Annotated in this window: 22 protein-coding genes; 16 read left to right on the top strand and 6 right to left on the bottom strand. The window is 59.4% G+C overall.

The window, feature by feature from the left end:
* Nucleotides 1-15 precede the first annotated feature (15 nt).
* Nucleotides 16-912 carry a zinc ABC transporter substrate-binding protein gene (locus tag ACR0AO_RS01955; RefSeq protein ID WP_480599237.1) on the top strand — a complete coding sequence of 299 codons (897 nt, stop codon included), beginning with the start codon at nt 16-18 and terminating at the stop codon, nt 910-912.
* Nucleotides 913-919: 7 nt separating this feature from the next.
* On the opposite strand, the gene ACR0AO_RS01960 is transcribed toward ACR0AO_RS01955, so the two are convergent.
* From ACR0AO_RS01960 to ACR0AO_RS01970, 3 genes are all read right to left on the bottom strand, one after another.
* Nucleotides 920-1,975, bottom strand: coding sequence for a YeeE/YedE family protein (locus ACR0AO_RS01960; RefSeq protein WP_480599240.1), 1,056 nt, complete (start codon nt 1,973-1,975; stop codon nt 920-922).
* Nucleotides 1,976-2,097: 122 nt separating this feature from the next.
* A complete protein-coding gene (locus tag ACR0AO_RS01965) occupies nt 2,098-2,436 on the bottom strand; it encodes an ArsR/SmtB family transcription factor (protein WP_480599242.1) in 339 nt (112 codons plus the stop codon).
* A gap of 142 nt (nt 2,437-2,578) precedes the next feature.
* Nucleotides 2,579-2,956 carry a hypothetical protein gene (locus ACR0AO_RS01970; protein ID WP_480599245.1) on the bottom strand — a complete coding sequence of 126 codons (378 nt, stop codon included), beginning with the start codon at nt 2,954-2,956 and terminating at the stop codon, nt 2,579-2,581.
* A gap of 91 nt (nt 2,957-3,047) precedes the next feature.
* Here ACR0AO_RS01970 and ACR0AO_RS01975 point away from each other — a divergent pair, with 91 nt between their 5' ends.
* From ACR0AO_RS01975 to ACR0AO_RS02015, 9 genes are all read left to right on the top strand, one after another.
* Nucleotides 3,048-3,785 carry a cytochrome c biogenesis CcdA family protein gene (locus ACR0AO_RS01975; RefSeq protein WP_480599249.1) on the top strand — a complete coding sequence of 246 codons (738 nt, stop codon included), beginning with the start codon at nt 3,048-3,050 and terminating at the stop codon, nt 3,783-3,785.
* Between the two features lie 17 nt (nt 3,786-3,802).
* The gene (locus ACR0AO_RS01980; RefSeq protein ID WP_480599251.1) at nt 3,803-4,381 is read left to right on the top strand and encodes a thioredoxin family protein; all 579 of its coding nucleotides are present in this window, start codon (nt 3,803-3,805) and stop codon (nt 4,379-4,381) included.
* Between the two features lie 176 nt (nt 4,382-4,557).
* On the top strand, nt 4,558-5,031 hold the full coding sequence (soxX, locus tag ACR0AO_RS01985) for a sulfur oxidation c-type cytochrome SoxX (protein WP_480599254.1): 474 nt from the start codon (nt 4,558-4,560) through the stop codon (nt 5,029-5,031).
* A gap of 40 nt (nt 5,032-5,071) precedes the next feature.
* Complete coding sequence (gene soxY / locus ACR0AO_RS01990) at nt 5,072-5,488, top strand: thiosulfate oxidation carrier protein SoxY (RefSeq protein ID WP_480599257.1); 417 nt, start codon at nt 5,072-5,074, stop codon at nt 5,486-5,488.
* A 34-nt stretch (nt 5,489-5,522) separates the two neighbouring features.
* On the top strand, nt 5,523-5,852 hold the full coding sequence (soxZ, locus tag ACR0AO_RS01995) for a thiosulfate oxidation carrier complex protein SoxZ (protein ID WP_480599259.1): 330 nt from the start codon (nt 5,523-5,525) through the stop codon (nt 5,850-5,852).
* Nucleotides 5,853-5,921: 69 nt separating this feature from the next.
* Nucleotides 5,922-6,773: a sulfur oxidation c-type cytochrome SoxA gene (soxA, locus tag ACR0AO_RS02000; RefSeq protein WP_480599262.1), complete on the top strand. Its 852-nt coding sequence runs from the start codon at nt 5,922-5,924 to the stop codon at nt 6,771-6,773.
* Between the two features lie 98 nt (nt 6,774-6,871).
* Nucleotides 6,872-8,569: a thiosulfohydrolase SoxB gene (gene soxB, locus ACR0AO_RS02005; RefSeq protein ID WP_480599265.1), complete on the top strand. Its 1,698-nt coding sequence runs from the start codon at nt 6,872-6,874 to the stop codon at nt 8,567-8,569.
* 67 nt (nt 8,570-8,636) lie between these two features.
* Complete coding sequence (soxC, locus tag ACR0AO_RS02010) at nt 8,637-9,908, top strand: sulfite dehydrogenase (RefSeq protein WP_480599268.1); 1,272 nt, start codon at nt 8,637-8,639, stop codon at nt 9,906-9,908.
* A complete protein-coding gene (locus ACR0AO_RS02015; RefSeq protein WP_480599270.1) occupies nt 9,892-10,917 on the top strand; it encodes a c-type cytochrome in 1,026 nt (341 codons plus the stop codon). The genes soxC and ACR0AO_RS02015 overlap by 17 nt, the downstream gene beginning before the upstream one ends.
* A gap of 80 nt (nt 10,918-10,997) precedes the next feature.
* Here the strand turns inward: ACR0AO_RS02015 and ACR0AO_RS02020 are convergent, their stop codons facing one another.
* Complete coding sequence (locus tag ACR0AO_RS02020) at nt 10,998-12,002, bottom strand: GlxA family transcriptional regulator (protein WP_480599273.1); 1,005 nt, start codon at nt 12,000-12,002, stop codon at nt 10,998-11,000.
* Nucleotides 12,003-12,267: 265 nt separating this feature from the next.
* On the opposite strand from ACR0AO_RS02020, the gene ACR0AO_RS02025 reads away from it, so the two are divergent.
* The 6 genes from ACR0AO_RS02025 to ACR0AO_RS02050 all read left to right on the top strand — a co-directional run bounded on the left by ACR0AO_RS02025 (nt 12,268) and on the right by ACR0AO_RS02050 (nt 16,033).
* Complete coding sequence (locus ACR0AO_RS02025) at nt 12,268-12,900, top strand: ATP-dependent Clp protease proteolytic subunit (protein WP_480599275.1); 633 nt, start codon at nt 12,268-12,270, stop codon at nt 12,898-12,900.
* Nucleotides 12,901-13,048: 148 nt separating this feature from the next.
* Entirely contained in the window at nt 13,049-14,317 is a 1,269-nt protein-coding gene (clpX, locus tag ACR0AO_RS02030; RefSeq protein WP_480599278.1) for an ATP-dependent Clp protease ATP-binding subunit ClpX, read from the top strand.
* A 66-nt stretch (nt 14,318-14,383) separates the two neighbouring features.
* On the top strand, nt 14,384-14,743 hold the full coding sequence (locus ACR0AO_RS02035) for a RidA family protein (RefSeq protein WP_480599280.1): 360 nt from the start codon (nt 14,384-14,386) through the stop codon (nt 14,741-14,743).
* Nucleotides 14,744-14,822: 79 nt separating this feature from the next.
* Complete coding sequence (locus ACR0AO_RS02040) at nt 14,823-15,206, top strand: NADH:ubiquinone oxidoreductase subunit NDUFA12 (RefSeq protein ID WP_480599283.1); 384 nt, start codon at nt 14,823-14,825, stop codon at nt 15,204-15,206.
* Between the two features lie 12 nt (nt 15,207-15,218).
* Entirely contained in the window at nt 15,219-15,677 is a 459-nt protein-coding gene (mlaD, locus tag ACR0AO_RS02045; RefSeq protein ID WP_480599286.1) for an outer membrane lipid asymmetry maintenance protein MlaD, read from the top strand.
* A gap of 8 nt (nt 15,678-15,685) precedes the next feature.
* On the top strand, nt 15,686-16,033 hold the full coding sequence (locus tag ACR0AO_RS02050) for a DUF2155 domain-containing protein (protein WP_480600819.1): 348 nt from the start codon (nt 15,686-15,688) through the stop codon (nt 16,031-16,033).
* On the opposite strand, the gene aat is transcribed toward ACR0AO_RS02050, so the two are convergent.
* Entirely contained in the window at nt 15,997-16,629 is a 633-nt protein-coding gene (gene aat, locus ACR0AO_RS02055) for a leucyl/phenylalanyl-tRNA--protein transferase (RefSeq protein WP_480599288.1), read from the bottom strand. The two genes, ACR0AO_RS02050 and aat, sit on opposite strands and share 37 nt — an antisense overlap.
* A 42-nt stretch (nt 16,630-16,671) precedes the next feature.
* Nucleotides 16,672-18,021: an acetyl-CoA carboxylase biotin carboxylase subunit gene (accC, locus tag ACR0AO_RS02060; protein ID WP_480599291.1), complete on the bottom strand. Its 1,350-nt coding sequence runs from the start codon at nt 18,019-18,021 to the stop codon at nt 16,672-16,674.
* Nucleotide 18,022: the final 1 nt, after the last annotated feature.

The raw sequence follows: 18,022 nt of genomic DNA on the forward strand, positions 1-18,022 counted from the left end.
TTGAGAGGTGTCACGATGCGGTTCCCGATTCTTGCGGCCCTGTCCCTGTGGGCGGGTTCATCGGCGGCGGAGGTGCCGGTTGTGGCGACGGATATCGCACCTGTGCATTCGCTGGTGGCGCAGGTCATGGACGGGGTAGGGACGCCGCTGCTTGTCATTCGTCCCGGCGTATCCCCGCACGATTATGCCCTGCGCCCTTCGGAAGCGAAAGCGTTGCAATCTGCGCATCTGGTGGTCTGGGTCGGGGAAAGCCTTACGCCTTGGATGGAAAAGCCGATCTCGGCTTTGGCGGCTGATGCCGTGCAGCTGGAATTGCTGGAACTGGACGGAACCATCCTGCATGAATTCCACGACGGGCATGAAGGAGAGGACGCGCACGGGCATGATCACGAAGGGTTGGACCCACACGCCTGGTTGGACCCGCGCAATGCACGGAACTGGCTGGGCCACATCGCCAGCGCTTTGGCGGAGGCCGACCCTGAAAATGCCGGCGCGTATCAGTCTAATGCCGCGGCCGCGAAGGACCGGCTGGTACAGTTGGAGGCAGACCTCGTCGCGCGTTTGGCCCCGATGCAGGATCGCCCATTTGTGACGTATCACGATGCCTACAGGTATTTTGAACACCGGTTTTCTCTGAAAAGTGCCGGGTCGATCACCTTTGGGGATGCCGGCTCGCCCGGCCCCGCGCATCTGGCGGAAATGCGGGAGCTGGTGCGCAGCGAAAACGTGACCTGCATCTTTTCCGAGCCGCAATTCGATACCCGGCTCGTGGATGCCGTGGCCGACGGTGGTGGGGTGCAGGTGTATCTTCTTGATCCGCTGGGGGCAGAGTTCGAGCCGAACGCGGGACTGTACGATGCCGTCCTGAACCGAATGGCGGACGGCTTTGCCGCCTGCGCCGACGGTAAATAGCAAACAGTCAGGCGGTCCGGAAGCCTTCGATCAACTGGCGCAGGCCAAAGGCTGCGCCAGCAAATATCGCGGCGAAGGTTACCGGTGCGCTGAGCGCCAGAGTGCTGAACGCGGTCAAGCCTTGCCCGACTGTGCAACCAATCGCCAGCACTGCGCCGATTCCCATGATCGCGGCGCCAAAAATTTGCCGGCGCAGCTCGCGCGGGTCCTCGCAAGCCTCCCATCTGAAATGGCCACGGATGATCGAGCCCACCAGGGCCCCGGTCCAGACACCCGCCACCGATCCCACCGCAAAGGACAGAGGCCGCAGGCTGCCGGTCATGGCGAAAAGGATGGTTTCCCCGACCGGGGCCGAGAAACTGTGCGAGACGACGGGAAGAGCCTCGAACCCGTGCTGCGCGACCCAAAAGGTGCCGGCCCATCCGGACACGATGGCCAGTCCGACGACCAGCGACCACAATATGGACTTGGGGCTGTGCCGCAGCGATGGTCCCCACAGCGCGGCGATGCAGATTGCAACGCCCGCCAAAAGGCCGACGGCGCTTGCGGGCAGGCCGGTCAGGTCAGCCGCGTGATGTGCAAGGCCGGGTGGCATTTCGTTGGCCACCGGGATTTGCGGGAACAGGAAGTTTCGGATCGGGGCCAGCGGGCCGCTGAGAGTGACGTAGGTAAAGACGCCCATGACCAGCACGATGACAAAGGCACGCAGATCGCCGCCCCCCAGCCGGGCGATGGCGCCATAGCCGCAGTTTCCGGACAGGGCCATGCCATACCCGAACATCAACCCGCCTATGATCGAGGCCAGCGGATTCCATCGGATCGACAGGTAGTAGCTGTCGCCCGGATCAAACAGGCCGAAAGCGGCCAGCGCAAAGCTTCCCACAACAGCGCTGCCAATGGCCAGAACCCACATCCGCAGGCGCAGGTCTGAACCGCCATAGAGCAGGTCTTCGATCGCGCCCAGCGTGCAAAACCGGCCCAGACGAGCTGCAAGTCCCAGCAGAATGCCGCCGCCGAAACCGATTGCGGCGACGATCTGATGATCTGTCAGAAACTCGAACACGGATCATCTCCCCTGCTGAACCCATGTGGAATTGTCACGGAGCATGCAGAATTCATCGATCTGCCGCAAGCGGTCAGGTAGACGATCGGGCCGACACGCTTCGTCGGCCGGCGCAGCATGGTTCAGTTTTCGGTCTTGCAGAACAGATCATAAACCACTTCCAGCATGCGCCGGGGGCGGTCGTCGGCCAGACGGTAATAGATCGCCTTGCCGTCGCGTCGCGGCACGACCAGCCCTTCAAGGCGCAGTCGCGAAAGCTGCTGAGACACGGCGGCCTGGCGGGCGGCGAGCAGTTCCTCCAATTCGGTGACGGATTTTTCACCCGAGACCAGATGGCAAAGGATCATCAACCGGCCTTCGTGGCTGATCGCCTTGAGAAAATTCGACGCCTTGGTCGCGTTTTCGACCATTTTGTCGAGTTCTTCTTCGGCCATATCGGTCGAAAACTTCGGCAGTGCCATTCTTTCAGTTCCTCACCTTCCCAGCGGATGCTTGGGGCGGTTTCCGGGCCGCCGCGATCCGGTGGTCAATTGCGTTACACTGCTTGCCCGGATATTTCCAGCCACAAGCCTGCGATTATCACGAAAGTGCGACTGCACTGTCTCAGCCTCCGGTCAGCGACACTGTTCGAAACTCCGTGTACTCGACAAGTAGGCGTTCTAGCAGGGGCCAGAAGAAATCTTCGCCCGGATATCCTTCGAGCCGCCCCAATTCACGCCCGTCCCTGACCACAAGAAAGGTCGGCGTGAAAGTCACCGGCCGTTCGAGCGACACTTCGCCCGGTATGTCTCTGATATCGACACGGCGCAGCGGCGCGAACCTGCCCTCGGGTGTCTTCGGATAGATCGGAGCGATTTCTGCGTTCCAGCGGGCGCACCAACCGCATCCCCGCTGTTCGATCATCACAAGTTCGGTCGCAGCAGCTGGCAGCGCCCAAAAGGTGGCAAAACAAAACCAAAGCAGGAAGCGGTGTATCGGCATGGCGTTATTGACCCGGTGTTTCCTATAATATAATTTGAATGTGTGAATTTTGCAACCTGCCGGTCAACCGGTCTTTTCCCTGGGTGGTTCAATGCTGGAAGTTTCTCTGGTCGGCGCATTGACCGCGGGTCTGCTCAGTTTCTTTACACCCTGCATTTTGCCGATGGTCCCCTTCTATCTGTCCTATCTTGGCGGGCTGAGCATCGCGGAGTTGCGCGGGGATGGCCGGATCGCGCGAGGCGCTCAGAAGCGTTTGCTGGTCTCGGCCCTGATGTTCGCCCTTGGCGTCACCACGATATTCATGCTGCTCGGCATGGGGGCGACGGCACTGGGAAGGTTGTTCGGACAGTATATCGACGCGCTTTCTTATGTGGCGGCGGCGATCCTGCTGGTGTTCGGATTGCATTTTCTGGGCGTGGTTCGAATTCCGCTGCTCTACCGTGAAGCCAGACTGGAGAGTTCGGCCGAGGCTTCCAGCGTGTTCGGCGCCTACCTGATGGGGCTGGCTTTCGGGTTCGGCTGGACGCCCTGCGTGGGGCCGGCGCTGGCATCGATTCTGATGATTGCGTCGGGGATGGGGGATATCTGGCGCGGGGCGCTGATGTTGTTCACCTATGGCTTGGGCATGACAGCGCCCTTTGTGCTGGCGGCTTTGTTCGCCAAGCCGTTTCTGGGTTGGGTGCAGCGCCATAGGGCCGCATTTACCTGGGTGGAAAAGGCCATGGGGGCAATGCTGATCCTGTTTGCGGTGCTGATCGTCACGGGCGGGGTCAACCTGATAGCGGATGCCATGATCCGATGGGTTCCGGGATTCGCCAACCTTGGCTGATTTGGGAGGAAAAACGTATGAACAGATTGCTTGCCGGAGTTTTCGCCATCCTGCTGGCTGCGCCGGTGTCGAGCGCGGAACTGGGGGACGATGGTCTGCACAAAGCGGACTGGTTGCGGGATACATTCAAGGATCTGGCCGAGGATTTTGAAGAGGCCCGGTCAGAGGGAAAGCGTCTGATGCTGCTGGTCGAACAGCGCGGCTGCCTGTATTGCCGGGACATGCATGAACAAACTTTCCCCGATCCACGGGTGAAGGCGATGCTGGAAGAGCGATATTTCCCTGTGCAGATCAACCTGCATGGCGATACTGAAATCGCGGATGCCGATGGGCAGCTCCTGTCGGAAAAGCAGGCGACCCGGCGTTGGGGCGTGCTGTTCACGCCGACGATGATCTTTCTGCCGGTCGAGTTGGACCCGGAACGTTCGGCGGCAGAGCAGGCGGTTGCGATCATGCCGGGCGCGTTTTCGGCGGGGACGACGCTGGATCTACTGACATGGGTTGCCGAAGAGCGCTATCTGGATCAGTCCGAGGAAGATTTCCAGCGCTACCATGCCCGGATGATTCGGGAGCGCAACGATGGCGACACCCGTTGAGTGAGATCGACCTGCTGTCATCGTCTCTGAAATATTCAAAGGAAATAAGGGCGGCGCGCGAAATAAAACAAAAAATTCACAAACATGAATTTGATGTTGCGTTCGGCCGTCGCTGTGGCCTACGGTATACCGAGCGAGTTTGGCCACGCGCGGCGTGGCAGCCAAGGGGAGGACACATGAAAACAGCATCACTGACACTGGCGGCAACATTGGCGGCAAGCGCCACGTTTGCCGAAATTAGCCCCAATGAGATTGCTTTCACCGAAGATGGTGCCGTCGAGACGTCCCTGACCGGACAGCCGGGCGACGCGGCCAACGGTGCGCTGGTCGTGGGCGAGAAATCCATGGGCAACTGCATTGCCTGCCATCAGGTTTCCGCTCTGGCGGATGTGCCGTTTCAGGGCGAAGTCGGACCATCCTTGAATGGTGCCGGTGACAGGTGGACCGAAGCTGAACTCCGTGGGCTTGTCGCCAACGCCAAGATGACCTTCGACGGCACGGTGATGCCCGCCTTCTACAAGACGGATGGCTTCATCCGTCCGGGCGACGCCTATACCGGTAATGCGCCCGAAGGCCCGTTGCCGCCGATTCTGGCCGCGCAGGACATTGAGGACGTGGTCGCATTCCTTGCGACCCTGAAGGAAGAGTAAGGCGCGCGCCGTGTCTTGCAGAATGCAAAGGAGAAAGACGATGGAATTCACTCGTCGTGACACCCTGGGCCTGGCCCTGGGCGCAGCGGCCCTCTCTGTCCTGCCGTTTCGCGCGAACGCGGCGGCCGAGGATCTGATCGCGGAGTTTACCGGGGGCGCCGACATGGCCGACACCGGAGTGACCCTGACCGCGCCGGAGATTGCAGAGAACGGCAATACCGTTCCGATCGAAGTCTCGGCCCCGGGCGCATCGGCGATCATCGTGCTGGCGGCCGGCAACCCGACACCGGGCGTGGCGACCTTTAACTTTGGACCCTTGGCCGCGTCTCAGGCCGCGTCGACCCGGATCCGTCTGGCGGAAACGCAGGATGTCGTGGCGATTGCCAAGCTGGCTGACGGTTCGTTCGCCAGGGCGAGCGCAACCGTGAAAGTGACCATCGGGGGCTGCGGCGGCTGAGTGCCGCCCATCCGCATAGACAGGAGATTTCAAAATGGCATCTGGTGTGAAACCCCGTGTGAAGGTCCCGAAAAGCGCTGCCGCCGGCGAGGCGGTGACGATCAAGACGCTGATCAGCCACAAAATGGAAAGCGGTCAGCGTAAGGACAAGGAAGGCAATGTCATTCCGCGTTCGATCATCAATCGCTTCACCTGCGAATTCAACGGACAACTTGTGATCGACGTCACGATGGAGCCGGCGATCTCGACCAACCCGTATTTCCAGTTCGAGGCGACCGTGCCGGAAGCGGGAGAGTTTGCTTTCATCTGGTATGACGACGACGGCTCGGTCTACGACGAGAAAAAGTCGATCGCGATCGCCTGACGCAGGCGCGAGGATAGCGGCCCGGCCGAACGGAACCGGCCGGGCCGACCACCCAAGGGAGGATAATGGATGAATATCAGGGCAATGACTGCGATTGCCGCATTGGTCGCCGCGCCGTTGACGGCGGTGGCTGGCCCCGATGAGGACAACCTCGTCGTGAATGGCGATATCGAGATGATCACGAAAACCGCTGCGCCGGCGCATCTCTCCGATGTTATGGATGAAATCTATTCGGGCTGGCATTTCCGCTCGGACGAAACCCAGGCGTTGCAGATGGACGATTTCGACAATCCGGCGCTGGTCTTCGTGGATCAGGCGCAAGAGGCCTGGGACACGGCCGAAGGAAGCGAAGGCAAGTCCTGTTCATCCTGCCATGACGCGGTCGAGGACAGCATGGCGGGTGTTCGCGCCGTCTATCCGAAGTGGAGCGAAGGCGCGGGCGAGGTTCGTACCCTGGCAATGCAGATCAACGACTGTCGCGAAAACCAGATGGGCGCCGAGAAATGGAAGTACACCGGCGGCGATATGGCGGCGATGGAGGCGCTGATTTCGGTCCAGTCGCGGGGCATGCCGGTGAATGTGGCAATCAATGGCCCTGCACAGGAAACGTGGGAAAAGGGTAAGGAAATCTACTATACGCGTTTTGGCCAGCTTGAGTTGAGCTGTGCCAATTGCCACGAACAGAACTATGGCAACATGATCCGCGCCGACCACCTGAGTCAGGGGCAGATCAACGGCTTTCCGACCTACCGCCTGAAGAACGCCAAGCTCAACACCTCCCACGCGCGGTTCAAGGGGTGTGTGCGAGACACACGCGCTGAAACCTTCAATCCGGGCAGCGATGAGTTTGTCGCGCTGGAGCTTTATGTCGCCTCGCGCGGTAACGGTCTGTCAGTCGAAGGCCCGTCTGTCCGCAACTGAATCCGATGAGTCCCGCGCCCTTTGGCGCGGGATTTGTCCCTTAAATTGAATTCAAACATGCGAATGTAATTCGCGCTCAAACGGGAAAGCTGATCCAGATGATCTCGCGTCGTGATTTTCTTCAGGTCTCTATGGCGGCCTCAGCCCTGGTGGGGGCATCGGGTTTTGGCAATTGGGCGCGGCTGGCCGCGCAGCAAAGCCTGACACAGGACCAGTTGCTGGAGTTCGAAACCTTTGGAAACATCAGCCTGATCCATATCACGGACATTCATGGCCAACTCAAGCCAATCTATTTCCGCGAGCCCGAGATCAACATGGGCGTCGGTGCGAACAAGGGGCAAGTGCCGCACATCACCGGCGCGGATTTTCGCAAAGCCTACGGGATCGCGGATGGCAGTGCATCGGCTTATGCCCTGAGTTACAACGACTTTTCCGCACTTGCGAAAGCTTATGGGCGCGTGGGCGGAATGGACCGTGTCGCCACCATCGTGAATGCCATTCGGGCGGACCGGCCCGACGCGCTGCTGCTTGATGGCGGAGATACATGGCACGGCTCCTACACCTGCTATCAGACCGAAGGGCAGGACATGGTCAATGTCATGAACGCCCTCAAGCCGGACGCGATGACCTTCCATTGGGAATTCACTCTGGGCAGTGAGCGGGTGAACGAGATTGTCCAGGGGCTGCCCTTTGCCGCGCTCGGTCAGAATATTTTCGACGCCGAATGGGACGAACCCGCGGAACTGTTCAAACCCTACAAGTTCTTTGAACGCGGCGGAGCCAAGGTCGCCGTAATCGGACAGGCTTTTCCTTATATGCCAATTGCCAATCCGGGCTGGATGTTTCCGGAATACTCGTTCGGTATCCGGGACGAGAACATGCAGGCCATGGTGGACGAAGTTCGCGCCGAGGGGGCGGACGTGGTGATCGTGTTGTCTCACAACGGTTTCGACGTCGACAAGAAAATGGCGGGCAGGGTCCAGGGCATCGACGTCATCCTTTCGGGTCATACCCATGATGCGCTGCCCGAGCCGGTTCTGGTCGGCAAGACGCAAATCATCGCCAGCGGATCGAACGGCAAGTTCGTCAGCCGGGTGGATCTGGATGTGCGGGACGGGCAGTTGATGGGGTTGCGCCACAAACTGATCCCGGTCTTCTCGGATGTGATTGCGCCCGATCCGGCAATGACAGCCTTGATTGACGAACAGCGTGCGCCCTATGCCGCTGACCTGTCCGAAGTGATCGGCAGGACGGAATCGCTGTTGTACCGCCGTGGCAATTTTAACGGCACCTGGGACGATCTGATCTGCGATGCCCTGATCTCGGAACGAGAGGCCGACATCGCCATGTCCCCCGGTGTGCGCTGGGGGCCAAGCCTTGTCCCCGGAGACGACATCACCCGTGAAGATATCTGGAACGTCACGTCGATGAGCTATGGGCAGGCTTACCGGTCCGAGATGACAGGTGAGTTCATCAAGGTGATCCTTGAAGACGTAGCCGACAACATCTTCAACCCGGACCCGTATTATCAACAGGGCGGGGACATGGTGCGTATTGGCGGTCTGAGCTATCGGATCGACATCAACAAGCCGCAAGGCGAGCGCATCAGCGAGATGGCGTTGCTTAGAACCGGCGAAGTGATCGATCCGGCCAAAACCTATGTCGTGGCCGGCTGGGCCAGCGTCAACGAGGGGACCGAAGGCCCGATGATCTGGGACGTGGTGGAAAATCACATTCGCAGGCAGGGGGCCGTCACGGTCAACCCCAATAATTCGGTCAACGTGGTGGGCGCCTGAGCGCCCTCCGATGAAGAAATGCGTCCGCAAAGGCGGTCGCGATGAAATTTCAGGAGGCAAGATCGAGATGAGTGAGAACTCCCCAAGAAACGCCCCGTCCCGCCGCCAGTTCCTGACCGGCGCTGCCGCCGCCGGCGCAGGGGCGGTTGCTGCGGGTGCAGCCGGGGCGGCAGAGCCGGAGACGCTGATCACGGAAGTGCAGGAATGGGCGCGGGCGATGGGCGAGGGGGTGGACGCCACACCCTATGGGATGCCGGTTCGGTTCGAATCGGACGTGGTGCGCCGCAATGTGGAATGGCTGACCGCTGACACGATCAGCTCGATCAACTTTACCCCGATACACGCGCTGGACGGCACCATCACCCCGCAGGGATGCGCGTTCGAGCGTCACCATTCCGGTGCCATCGAACTGAGCAAGCAAGATTACCGGCTGATGATCAACGGCCTCGTGGATACCCCGCTTGTATTCACCTATGCGGATCTCGAACGTTTTCCCCGTGAAAACCGCATCTATTTCTGTGAATGCGCCGCCAATACAGGGATGGAATGGGCCGGTGCGCAGCTCAACGGCGCGCAGTTCACGCATGGCATGATCCACAACATGGAATATTCCGGCGTGCCCCTGCGCACCCTGCTGCAAGAAGCCGGAGTGCAGACGGACGGTAAATGGGTCTATGTCGAGGGCGCCGATGCCAGCTCGAACGGCCGCTCGATCCCGCTGGAAAAGGCGATGGACGACGTTCTGGTTGCCTTCAAGGCCAATGGCGAGGCGCTGCGCAAGGAACATGGCTATCCTGTTCGCCTCGTCGTGCCCGGTTGGGAAGGCAACATGTGGATCAAGTGGCTGCGCAGGGTCGAGGTGACGGAAGGCCCGGTGGAAAGCCGCGAAGAGACCTCGAAATACACCGACACACTGGCCAATGGGGTCAGTCGCAAGTGGACGTGGGTAATGGATGCCAAATCTGTCGTCACCTCGCCGAGCCCGCAGGCGCCGATCACTCATGGGCCGGGTCCGCTGGTCATCACTGGCCTGGCCTGGTCGGGACGTGGTGCGATTACCGGTGTCGACGTGTCGGTCGATGGCGGTCAGAACTGGATGCCTGCGCGCCTGGCCGCTCCGGGCACCGACAAGGCGTTGACACGGTTCTATCTTGATCACGAATGGGACGGCACGGAAATGCTGCTGCAGGCCCGTGCCAAGGATTCGACCGGTTACGTGCAGCCCAGCAAGGCGCAACTGCGCGACGTGCGGGGCGAAAACTCGATCTATCACAACAATTGCATCCAGACCTGGTGGATCAAGGCGAATGGAGAGGCCGAGAATGTCGAAGTTTCCTAATCTGCTGGCCGGTGGCGTGATTGTCGCTCTGGCAGCTGCCGCACCGGCTTTGGCCGAAACATTCGGCCTTGGCCGCCCGGCGCTGCCCGAGGAGATCGCCGCCTGGGATCTTGACGTATCGCCGGATGGAACCGGTTTGCCTGCGGGATCGGGCTCGGTTGAAGACGGTGAGATGATCTTTGCCGACAACTGCGCGATCTGCCACGGCGATTTCGCCGAAGGCGTGGACAACTGGCCGAAACTGGCGGGTGGCGAGGGCACTTTGGCCGACAAGGATCCGCTCAAAACCGTTGGGTCCTATTGGCCCTATCTGTCGACCGCCTGGGACTATGTCCATCGGTCCATGCCCTTCGGTGATGCACAGACGATGAGCGCCGACGATACCTATGCCATCGTTGCCTATATCCTTTATTCCAACGACTTGGTGGGGGATGATTTCGTTCTTTCGAACGAGAACTTTCTTGAGATCGAAATGCCCAACTCGGATGGGTTCATCATCGACGACCGGGAAGAGGCCGAGGCGCATTTCTGGAATCCCGAACCTTGCATGACCAATTGCAAGGACAATGTCGAAATCACCATGCGCGCCATGGTTCTGGACGTGACACCACAGGAGGAAAGCGAAGCCGCCGAAGCGCCGGCCCCCGAGGCCGTTATGGATGAACCGGTTCAGGATGCCGCGCTTGATCCCGCTCTGCTCGAACATGGCGAAAAGACGTTCAAGAAATGCAAAGCCTGCCACCAGGTCGGTGAAGGTGCGAAAAACAAAGTGGGACCGATGTTGAACGGGGTTGTGGGGGCCGCGGCCGGTCGGGCAGATGGGTTCAAATACTCAAAGGCGATGAAAACGGCCGCCGAAGACGGGTTGGTTTGGTCTCAGGAAGAGCTTGCGGCCTTTCTGACCAAGCCCAAGACCTACATGAAGGGGACCAAGATGTCCTTTGCCGGTCTGAAGAAGGATGAGGATGTCGAGGCGGTCATTGCCTATATCCAGAGCTTCGACAACTGACCGGCGCGCCAAAAAGGTTATACCAGCCGATCCTTTGTATCCGGGCAAAACGCAGAACGCGTTCCGACAGATCGGCTGTTTTATGACCAAGCCTTTCGGAATGAATGCGGCGGTGCGCCGTATTTAGCGCGAAATTGGCGCGACAGATGACTGGTATTGGCAAATCCGGTGGCCGCAGCGATCTCGGCCACCGTCATGTTGGTTTCGTTCAGGAATGTGAACGCCCGTGACAGGCGCAATTCCAGATAATAGGCCATCGGACCCTGCCGCAGATACCGTTTGAATAGCCGTTCCAGTTGACGCCTGGAAACGCCGAGTCTTTCGCTCAGCTCCAGGCTCGACAAGGGGTCTTCCAATTCGTCCTCCATCAGCTGAATTGCCTTGAGAAGCGCTGGATTTCGGCTGCCGATGATCACGGATTGCGCCGAGCGTTGCGGCGAACGGGTTCCTGAGCGCATATGAATGCACATGTCCGCGACCATGATCGCCAGTTCCGCCCCGTGGCGCTGTTCGATCAGGGCCAGCATCATATCGATTGCCGAATTGCCGCCGCCACAGGTGGTGATGCGTCCGTCGACCTCGAATATGTTCGGGGTCGGTGTCAGGCTTGGAAACGTCTCGACAAATCCGGGCTGGTTCTCCCAGTGCAGAGTGAATCTGCGCCCTTCCAGTAATCCCGATTTCGCCAGCGCGAAAGCCCCAGTACATATTCCACCCAGCGATCGGCCAAAACGGTGCTCCTTGCGCAGCCAGTTCAGGACCGCAGGCGAAAAACTTCGCTCTGGTTCGACACCGGCGCAGACAAACCCCATCGCGCCCGAGGGCAAAGGCTCAAGTGCTTTGTCCGGCGTGATCCGAAGCCCGTTCGAACAGGTAATCGGCTCGCCGGTTTCGGTCATCGTATGCCAGGTATAAAGCTGTTTCTTTGTCAGTTGATTTGCGATGCGCAGTGGTTCGATCGCGGCGGCCAGGGCAAGCATCGTGGTGCGCGGAAGCAGCAGGAAGCAGAACTTTTGCGGAGGTCCCTCGAAGGCCAGGCTCAGGTTGGCGGAGCCTCCTTTCTGGACAAAGGGGTCTCGTGACATGGTTGCGATACCGTATAGCGGCAACAGAAGACTCTGCGCCGTGATCGTTTTACATTTCATTAGTTGGGCCACTCTAGATTGATGGGTCAGCGCCAGTACGTCAATATTGCGACGACAAGTAATAGGGTTGCGACAGCGTAAGAAGCATCCGGGGCGCAGGAATTCTGTTTGCGGGCCTTGCAGCCCCTCAGAGGCGGCACTAAGACTCGTGTAACCCATCGTCGGGTACGGTCCCGATCCAATTGCAAAGAGCAGGCAGGTTTTTATGTTCGATCCAGTTGACACCTACATGAATACACTCGTCCCCATGGTCGTCGAACAGACCAGTCGGGGCGAGCGGGCCTATGATATCTTCTCACGCTTGCTGAAAGAGCGGATCATCTTCATCAACGGCCCGATCCATGACGGGATGAGCCATCTGGTGGTGGCGCAACTGCTGCATCTTGAGGCGGAAAATCCGAACAAAGAGATATCGATTTACATCAATTCCCCCGGGGGCGTGGTCACGAGTGGTTTGTCCATTTACGACACAATGCAGTATATCAAGCCGAAGTGTTCAACCCTGGTCATCGGCCAAGCCGCCTCGATGGGGTCGGTTCTGTTGGCCGGTGGGGAAAAGGGGATGCGTTTCTCGCTGCCCAACAGTCGCATTATGGTGCACCAGCCCTCGGGTGGCTATCAGGGCCAGGCCAGTGACATCATGATTCACGCGGCGGAAACCCAAAAGCTCAAGGACCGGCTTTATGACATCTACGTAAAGCACACGGGTCAAACGAAGAAATCGGTTGAAAAGGCGCTGGATCGTGACAATTTCATGAGTCCGGAAGAGGCCAAAGAATGGGGCCACATCGACGAGATCGTCGAAAACCGAGCCAAGACAGGCGGCGACGAAGCCTGACGCGGCATTACGCCAAGTCCCGGTCAACATGCACGCCGGGTGGCAATTTGAGATTGTAGCGGTCGGTGCGCTGGCCTAAGCTGGACGCACACGCAGCAGAGCGCGGCCCTGAGAAGGGGCCGCAAAGACGGAGCCCGAAAGGTAGATCATGGCGACGAATTCAGGCGGTGACGGCAAAAACACGCTTTACTGCAGCTTCTGCGGCAAGAGCCAGCACGAGGTGCGCAAGCTGATCGCAGGCCCGACCGTGTTCATCTGTGATGAGTGTGTCGAACTCTGCATGGATATCATCCGCGAGGAGACCAAGGCGAGCGGTCTGAAATCTTCTGACGGTGTGCCGACGCCCAAGGACATCTGTGAAGTTCTGGACGACTATGTGATCGGACAAGCCACCGCCAAGCGTGTGTTGTCCGTTGCGGTTCACAATCACTACAAGCGCCTGAACCACGCCCAGAAAGCCGGCGGGGATATCGAACTGGCGAAATCCAACATATTGCTGATTGGCCCCACCGGCTGTGGCAAGACGCTGCTGGCGCAAACGCTGGCGCGGATTCTGGATGTGCCGTTCACCATGGCGGATGCAACTACACTGACCGAAGCCGGCTATGTGGGCGAGGATGTCGAGAACATCATCCTCAAACTGTTGCAGGCCAGTGAATACAATGTCGAACGCGCGCAGCGCGGCATCGTCTATATCGACGAGGTCGACAAGATCACCCGCAAGTCCGAGAATCCCTCGATCACCCGCGACGTGTCGGGCGAGGGGGTGCAGCAGGCGCTGCTGAAACTGATGGAAGGCACGGTGGCCAGCGTGCCGCCGCAGGGTGGCCGAAAGCATCCGCAGCAGGAATTCCTGCAAGTGGACACGACCAACATCCTGTTCATCTGCGGCGGCGCCTTTGCCGGTCTCGACAAGATCATCGCGCAGCGCGGCAAAGGCTCGGCGATGGGCTTTGGTGCCGATGTGCGCGACAATGACGAACGCGGCGTGGGTGAGATCTTCAAGGAGCTGGAGCCCGAAGACCTGCTGAAATTCGGCCTGATCCCGGAATTCGTAGGCCGTCTGCCGGTGCTGGCAACGCTGGAAGACCTCGACGAAGACGCGTTGGTCACCATTCTGACCCAGCCCAAGAATGCCCTGGTCAAGCAATATCAGCGCCTGTTCGAACTGGAAGCCGCCGAGCTGGATTTCACCGATGACGCGCTCAAGGCCATCGCCAAGCGGGCCATCCAGCGCAAGACTGGCGCGCGCGGATTGCGCTCGATCCTCGAAGATATCCTGCTTGACACAATGTTTGACCTGCCGGGCATGAAGAACGTGACCAAGGTTGTGGTGAACGAAGAGGCAGTAACCTCGGACGCGCAGCCGCTGGTCATTTATGCAGATGCGGGCAAGGAATCGGCCTCGGCCGGTTGATTTGCACCCGCATGGTTTTCCAACGGCGCGAACCCGTTCGCGCCGTTTTCTTTTGAGGGTTTCGAAGTGATTAAGCGCATATTCTCCGGAGGGGAGTTTGAAGCGAAAGTCGGCTATTGCCGCGCGGTCGTCGCGCGAGGCTTTGTCCATGTGGCGGGCACGGTCGGGCAAGGTGAAACGATTGTCGAACAATGCCGCACTGCGTTGGGGATCATTGAAAAGGCACTGGCCGAAGCAGGCACCTCGTTCGAAAACGTGGTGCGCGTGACCTATTTGCTGCCCGACCGTCACGAGTTCGAGCCTTGCTGGCCCATTCTGGCCGAAACCTTCGGTGCGAATCCGCCCGCGGCCACAATGATCGAATGCGGGTTGATCGATCCGAAATACCGCATCGAAATCGAAGTCACCGCAGTTCTGCCGGAATGAATTTTGCGACCGTTGTGGCACTGGACCTCGGCGCGCCTTTGGTCCATACCTGCCATGGACGTAATGCCGGAGGCAGCCGATGGGAATCCTGACTACTCTTCTGAAAGCCGTGACATGGTGGAACGGAGCAACCTTGAACACGCAGATCTATACAGCGCGCAAGGGTGTCAAGGTTGGCGAGGATGACCAGGGCAACGTGTATTACCGCAACGCCGATGACAGCCAGCGCTGGGTCATTTTCAACGGCGAGGCCGAGGCCAGCCGAGTTGATCCGAACTGGCACGGCTGGCTGCACCGGACCTGGGACGAACCGCCGACCGACAAACCGCTAGCGCATAAAGCCTGGGAAAAACCGCATCAGGAAAACCTGACCGGTACGGCCCTGGCGTATGCTCCGGCCGGTTCGCTGCGCCGTCCCCACCCCATCGAGCGCAGCGATTACGAGGCGTGGAGCCCGGAGTAAAGAGGCAGATCAATGTCTACCCACAACATGACCGAAGTCGTGGTCGGCGGTGTCGTACTGGCCTTTGCGGTCGCGTTCGGTGTCTATGCCAGCCAATCGGCGGGCCTGGCGCAGAATCGCGCGGGATACGAACTGGGCGCATCTTTCCGCTCGCTCGAAGGCGTGACGGTTGGAACCGACGTGCGTCTGGCCGGTGTCAAGATTGGAACCGTGACCAACGTGGCGCTAAACCCGGAAAGCTATCGGGCCGACACTCGGTTTTCTGTCGCCGACGGTATTCAGATCCCCGACGACAGTGCGGTGGTGGTTTCATCCGAAGGGTTGCTGGGCGGCAATTTTGTCGAGGTCATGCCCGGCGGTTCTCCGTTTTATTTCGAACCGGGGGATATGGTCGAGGATACGCAAGGCGCGGTCAGCCTGATTTCGCTGCTCGTCAAATTCGTTGCGGGCGACGGGGGCAACTCAGAGTGATCCGTGCGATGGCCCTGATCCTTGCCTTTGCGGGCAGTGCCGTGCCGGCACAGGAACAGGTTGCGTCCGGCACTGGCGCCATTTTGCGTGGTCTGGACAAGGTCAACGGTCAGACCGTCGACGTGAATGTTGCAACGGGCCAATCTGCACCGGTTTTCGGGTTGGAGGTCGCGCTGGGCGATTGCCGTTATCCGGCCGACAACCCGACAGGTGATGCGTTCGCCTATCTCACGATCTGGGAACGCGGAAAACCTGACGAGTTGTTCGATGGCTGGATGATTGCGACCTCGCCGGCGCTGAACGCGCTGGATCATGCGCGCTATGACGTTTGGGTGATCCGTTGTATGACCCCCTGAGGGGTTTGCTTGATCTCGGCGGAAAAAAAAGCATTTTCTTCAATCGCTTCGGCTAGTTCCCGGCGATATTGCGCTCGTGGAACCTCTATCGCGCCGAGCGAGGCCAGGTGAGCGGTCAGAAACTGGGTGTCGAACAGCCTGAAACCGGTCTGCCGCAACCGGTCGACAAGATACGCGAGGGCTATCTTTGAAGCGTCTTCGCGGCGGGAAAACATGCTTTCGCCAAAGAACGCCGCGCCCAGAACCACGCCATAGACGCCACCAACGATTTCACCGTCCTTCCACACTTCGATCGAGTGGGCGTTTCCCCGAAGAAATAGCGCCTCATATAGATGCCGCAACTCGGTGTTGATCCAGGTTTCAGCCCGATCAGCGCAGCCATCGACCACACCCAAAAAATTCTGATCAATCGTGACCCGATAGTCAGCCTTGCGCATACGCCGCGCAAGTGAGCGCGAGATGTGAAACCCGTCCAGCGGAAAAATACCGCGATGTTGCGGGTCGACCCAGAACAGTTCGGGGTCGTCGCGATGTTCGGCCATCGGAAAAATCCCGATGGAATAGCCATGCAGCAAAAGTTCAGGTGACAAGCTCATGACAGAGGTCCCAGGGCCGGACGAAATGCCCGACCCATTGTGTTACTGGGACATGTTCTCCGCAAGCCAGTGTTCCAGCCAGTGAATGTTATAGTCACCACTGTGGATATCCGGCTCTTGCAGCAAAGCGTGGAACAGCGGAACCGTGGTGTCCACACCGTCCACGATCAGCTCTCCCAAAGCCCGCTGAAGTCGCGCCAAAGCTTCATCCCGGTCGCGCCCCTGCACAATCAGCTTGCCGATCAGCGAGTCATAGTATGGCGGGATCGAATAGCCATTGTAGAGAGCCGAGTCCATTCGCACGCCCAATCCGCCCGGGGCGTGATAAGCCGTGATTTTGCCGGGACAGGGCGAGAAATTCGGCAGCCTCTCGGCGTTGATCCGCACTTCGATGGCGTGACCGTTGATTTTCAGATCGTTCTGACCGAACGACATCGGCTCACCCGCCGCGACGCGGATTTGTTCGCGTACCAGATCGACGCCAAAGATGCCCTCGGTAACGGGATGCTCCACCTGCAAACGGGTGTTCATCTCGATGAAGTAGAACTCACCATTCTCATAGAGGAACTCGATGGTGCCCGCACCGATATAGTTGATCTTGGCTACGGCATCCGCACAGACCTTGCCGATTTTGGCGCGCTCTTCGGGGCTGATGCAGGGGCCGGGGGCCTCTTCGAACACCTTCTGGTGGCGACGCTGCAACGAACAGTCGCGTTCGGCAAGATGCACCGCGTTGCCCTTGCCGTCGCCAAAGACCTGAATCTCGATATGGCGCGGCGTGGTCAGATATTTTTCGATATAGACCTCGTCATTGCCAAAGGCGGCCTTGCCTTCGGCCCGTGCGGTCATGAAGGCGCTTTCCATCTCGGCGGCGCTTTGCGCCACTTTCATGCCGCGACCGCCACCGCCTGCCGTGGCCTTGATGATGACGGGATATCCGATCTCTGCGCCGATCCTCCTGGCGGATTCCAGATCGGGAACGCCGCCATCCGAGCCCGGCACGCAGGGCACGCCGAGAGCCTTCATCGTGTCCTTGGCGGTGATCTTGTCACCCATGACGCGGATGTGCTCGGCGGTGGGGCCGATAAAAGTGATGCCGTGGTCTTCGACGATTTGCACGAAATCGGAATTTTCCGACAGAAAGCCATAGCCGGGGTGGATTGCCTGCGCACCGGTGATTTCGCAGGCCGAGATGATGGCGGGCACCGACAGATAGCTTTTCGGGCTGGGCGGCGGGCCAATACAAACGGACTCGTCGGCCATGCGCACATGCATTGCGTCGCTGTCGGCGGTGGAATGCACTGCGACTGTCGCAATCCCCATTTCCCGCGCGGCGCGGATCACGCGCAGGGCGATCTCGCCTCGGTTGGCAATCAGGATTTTGTCAAACATC

This window comes from Ruegeria sp. AF8 (genome assembly GCF_056541825.1).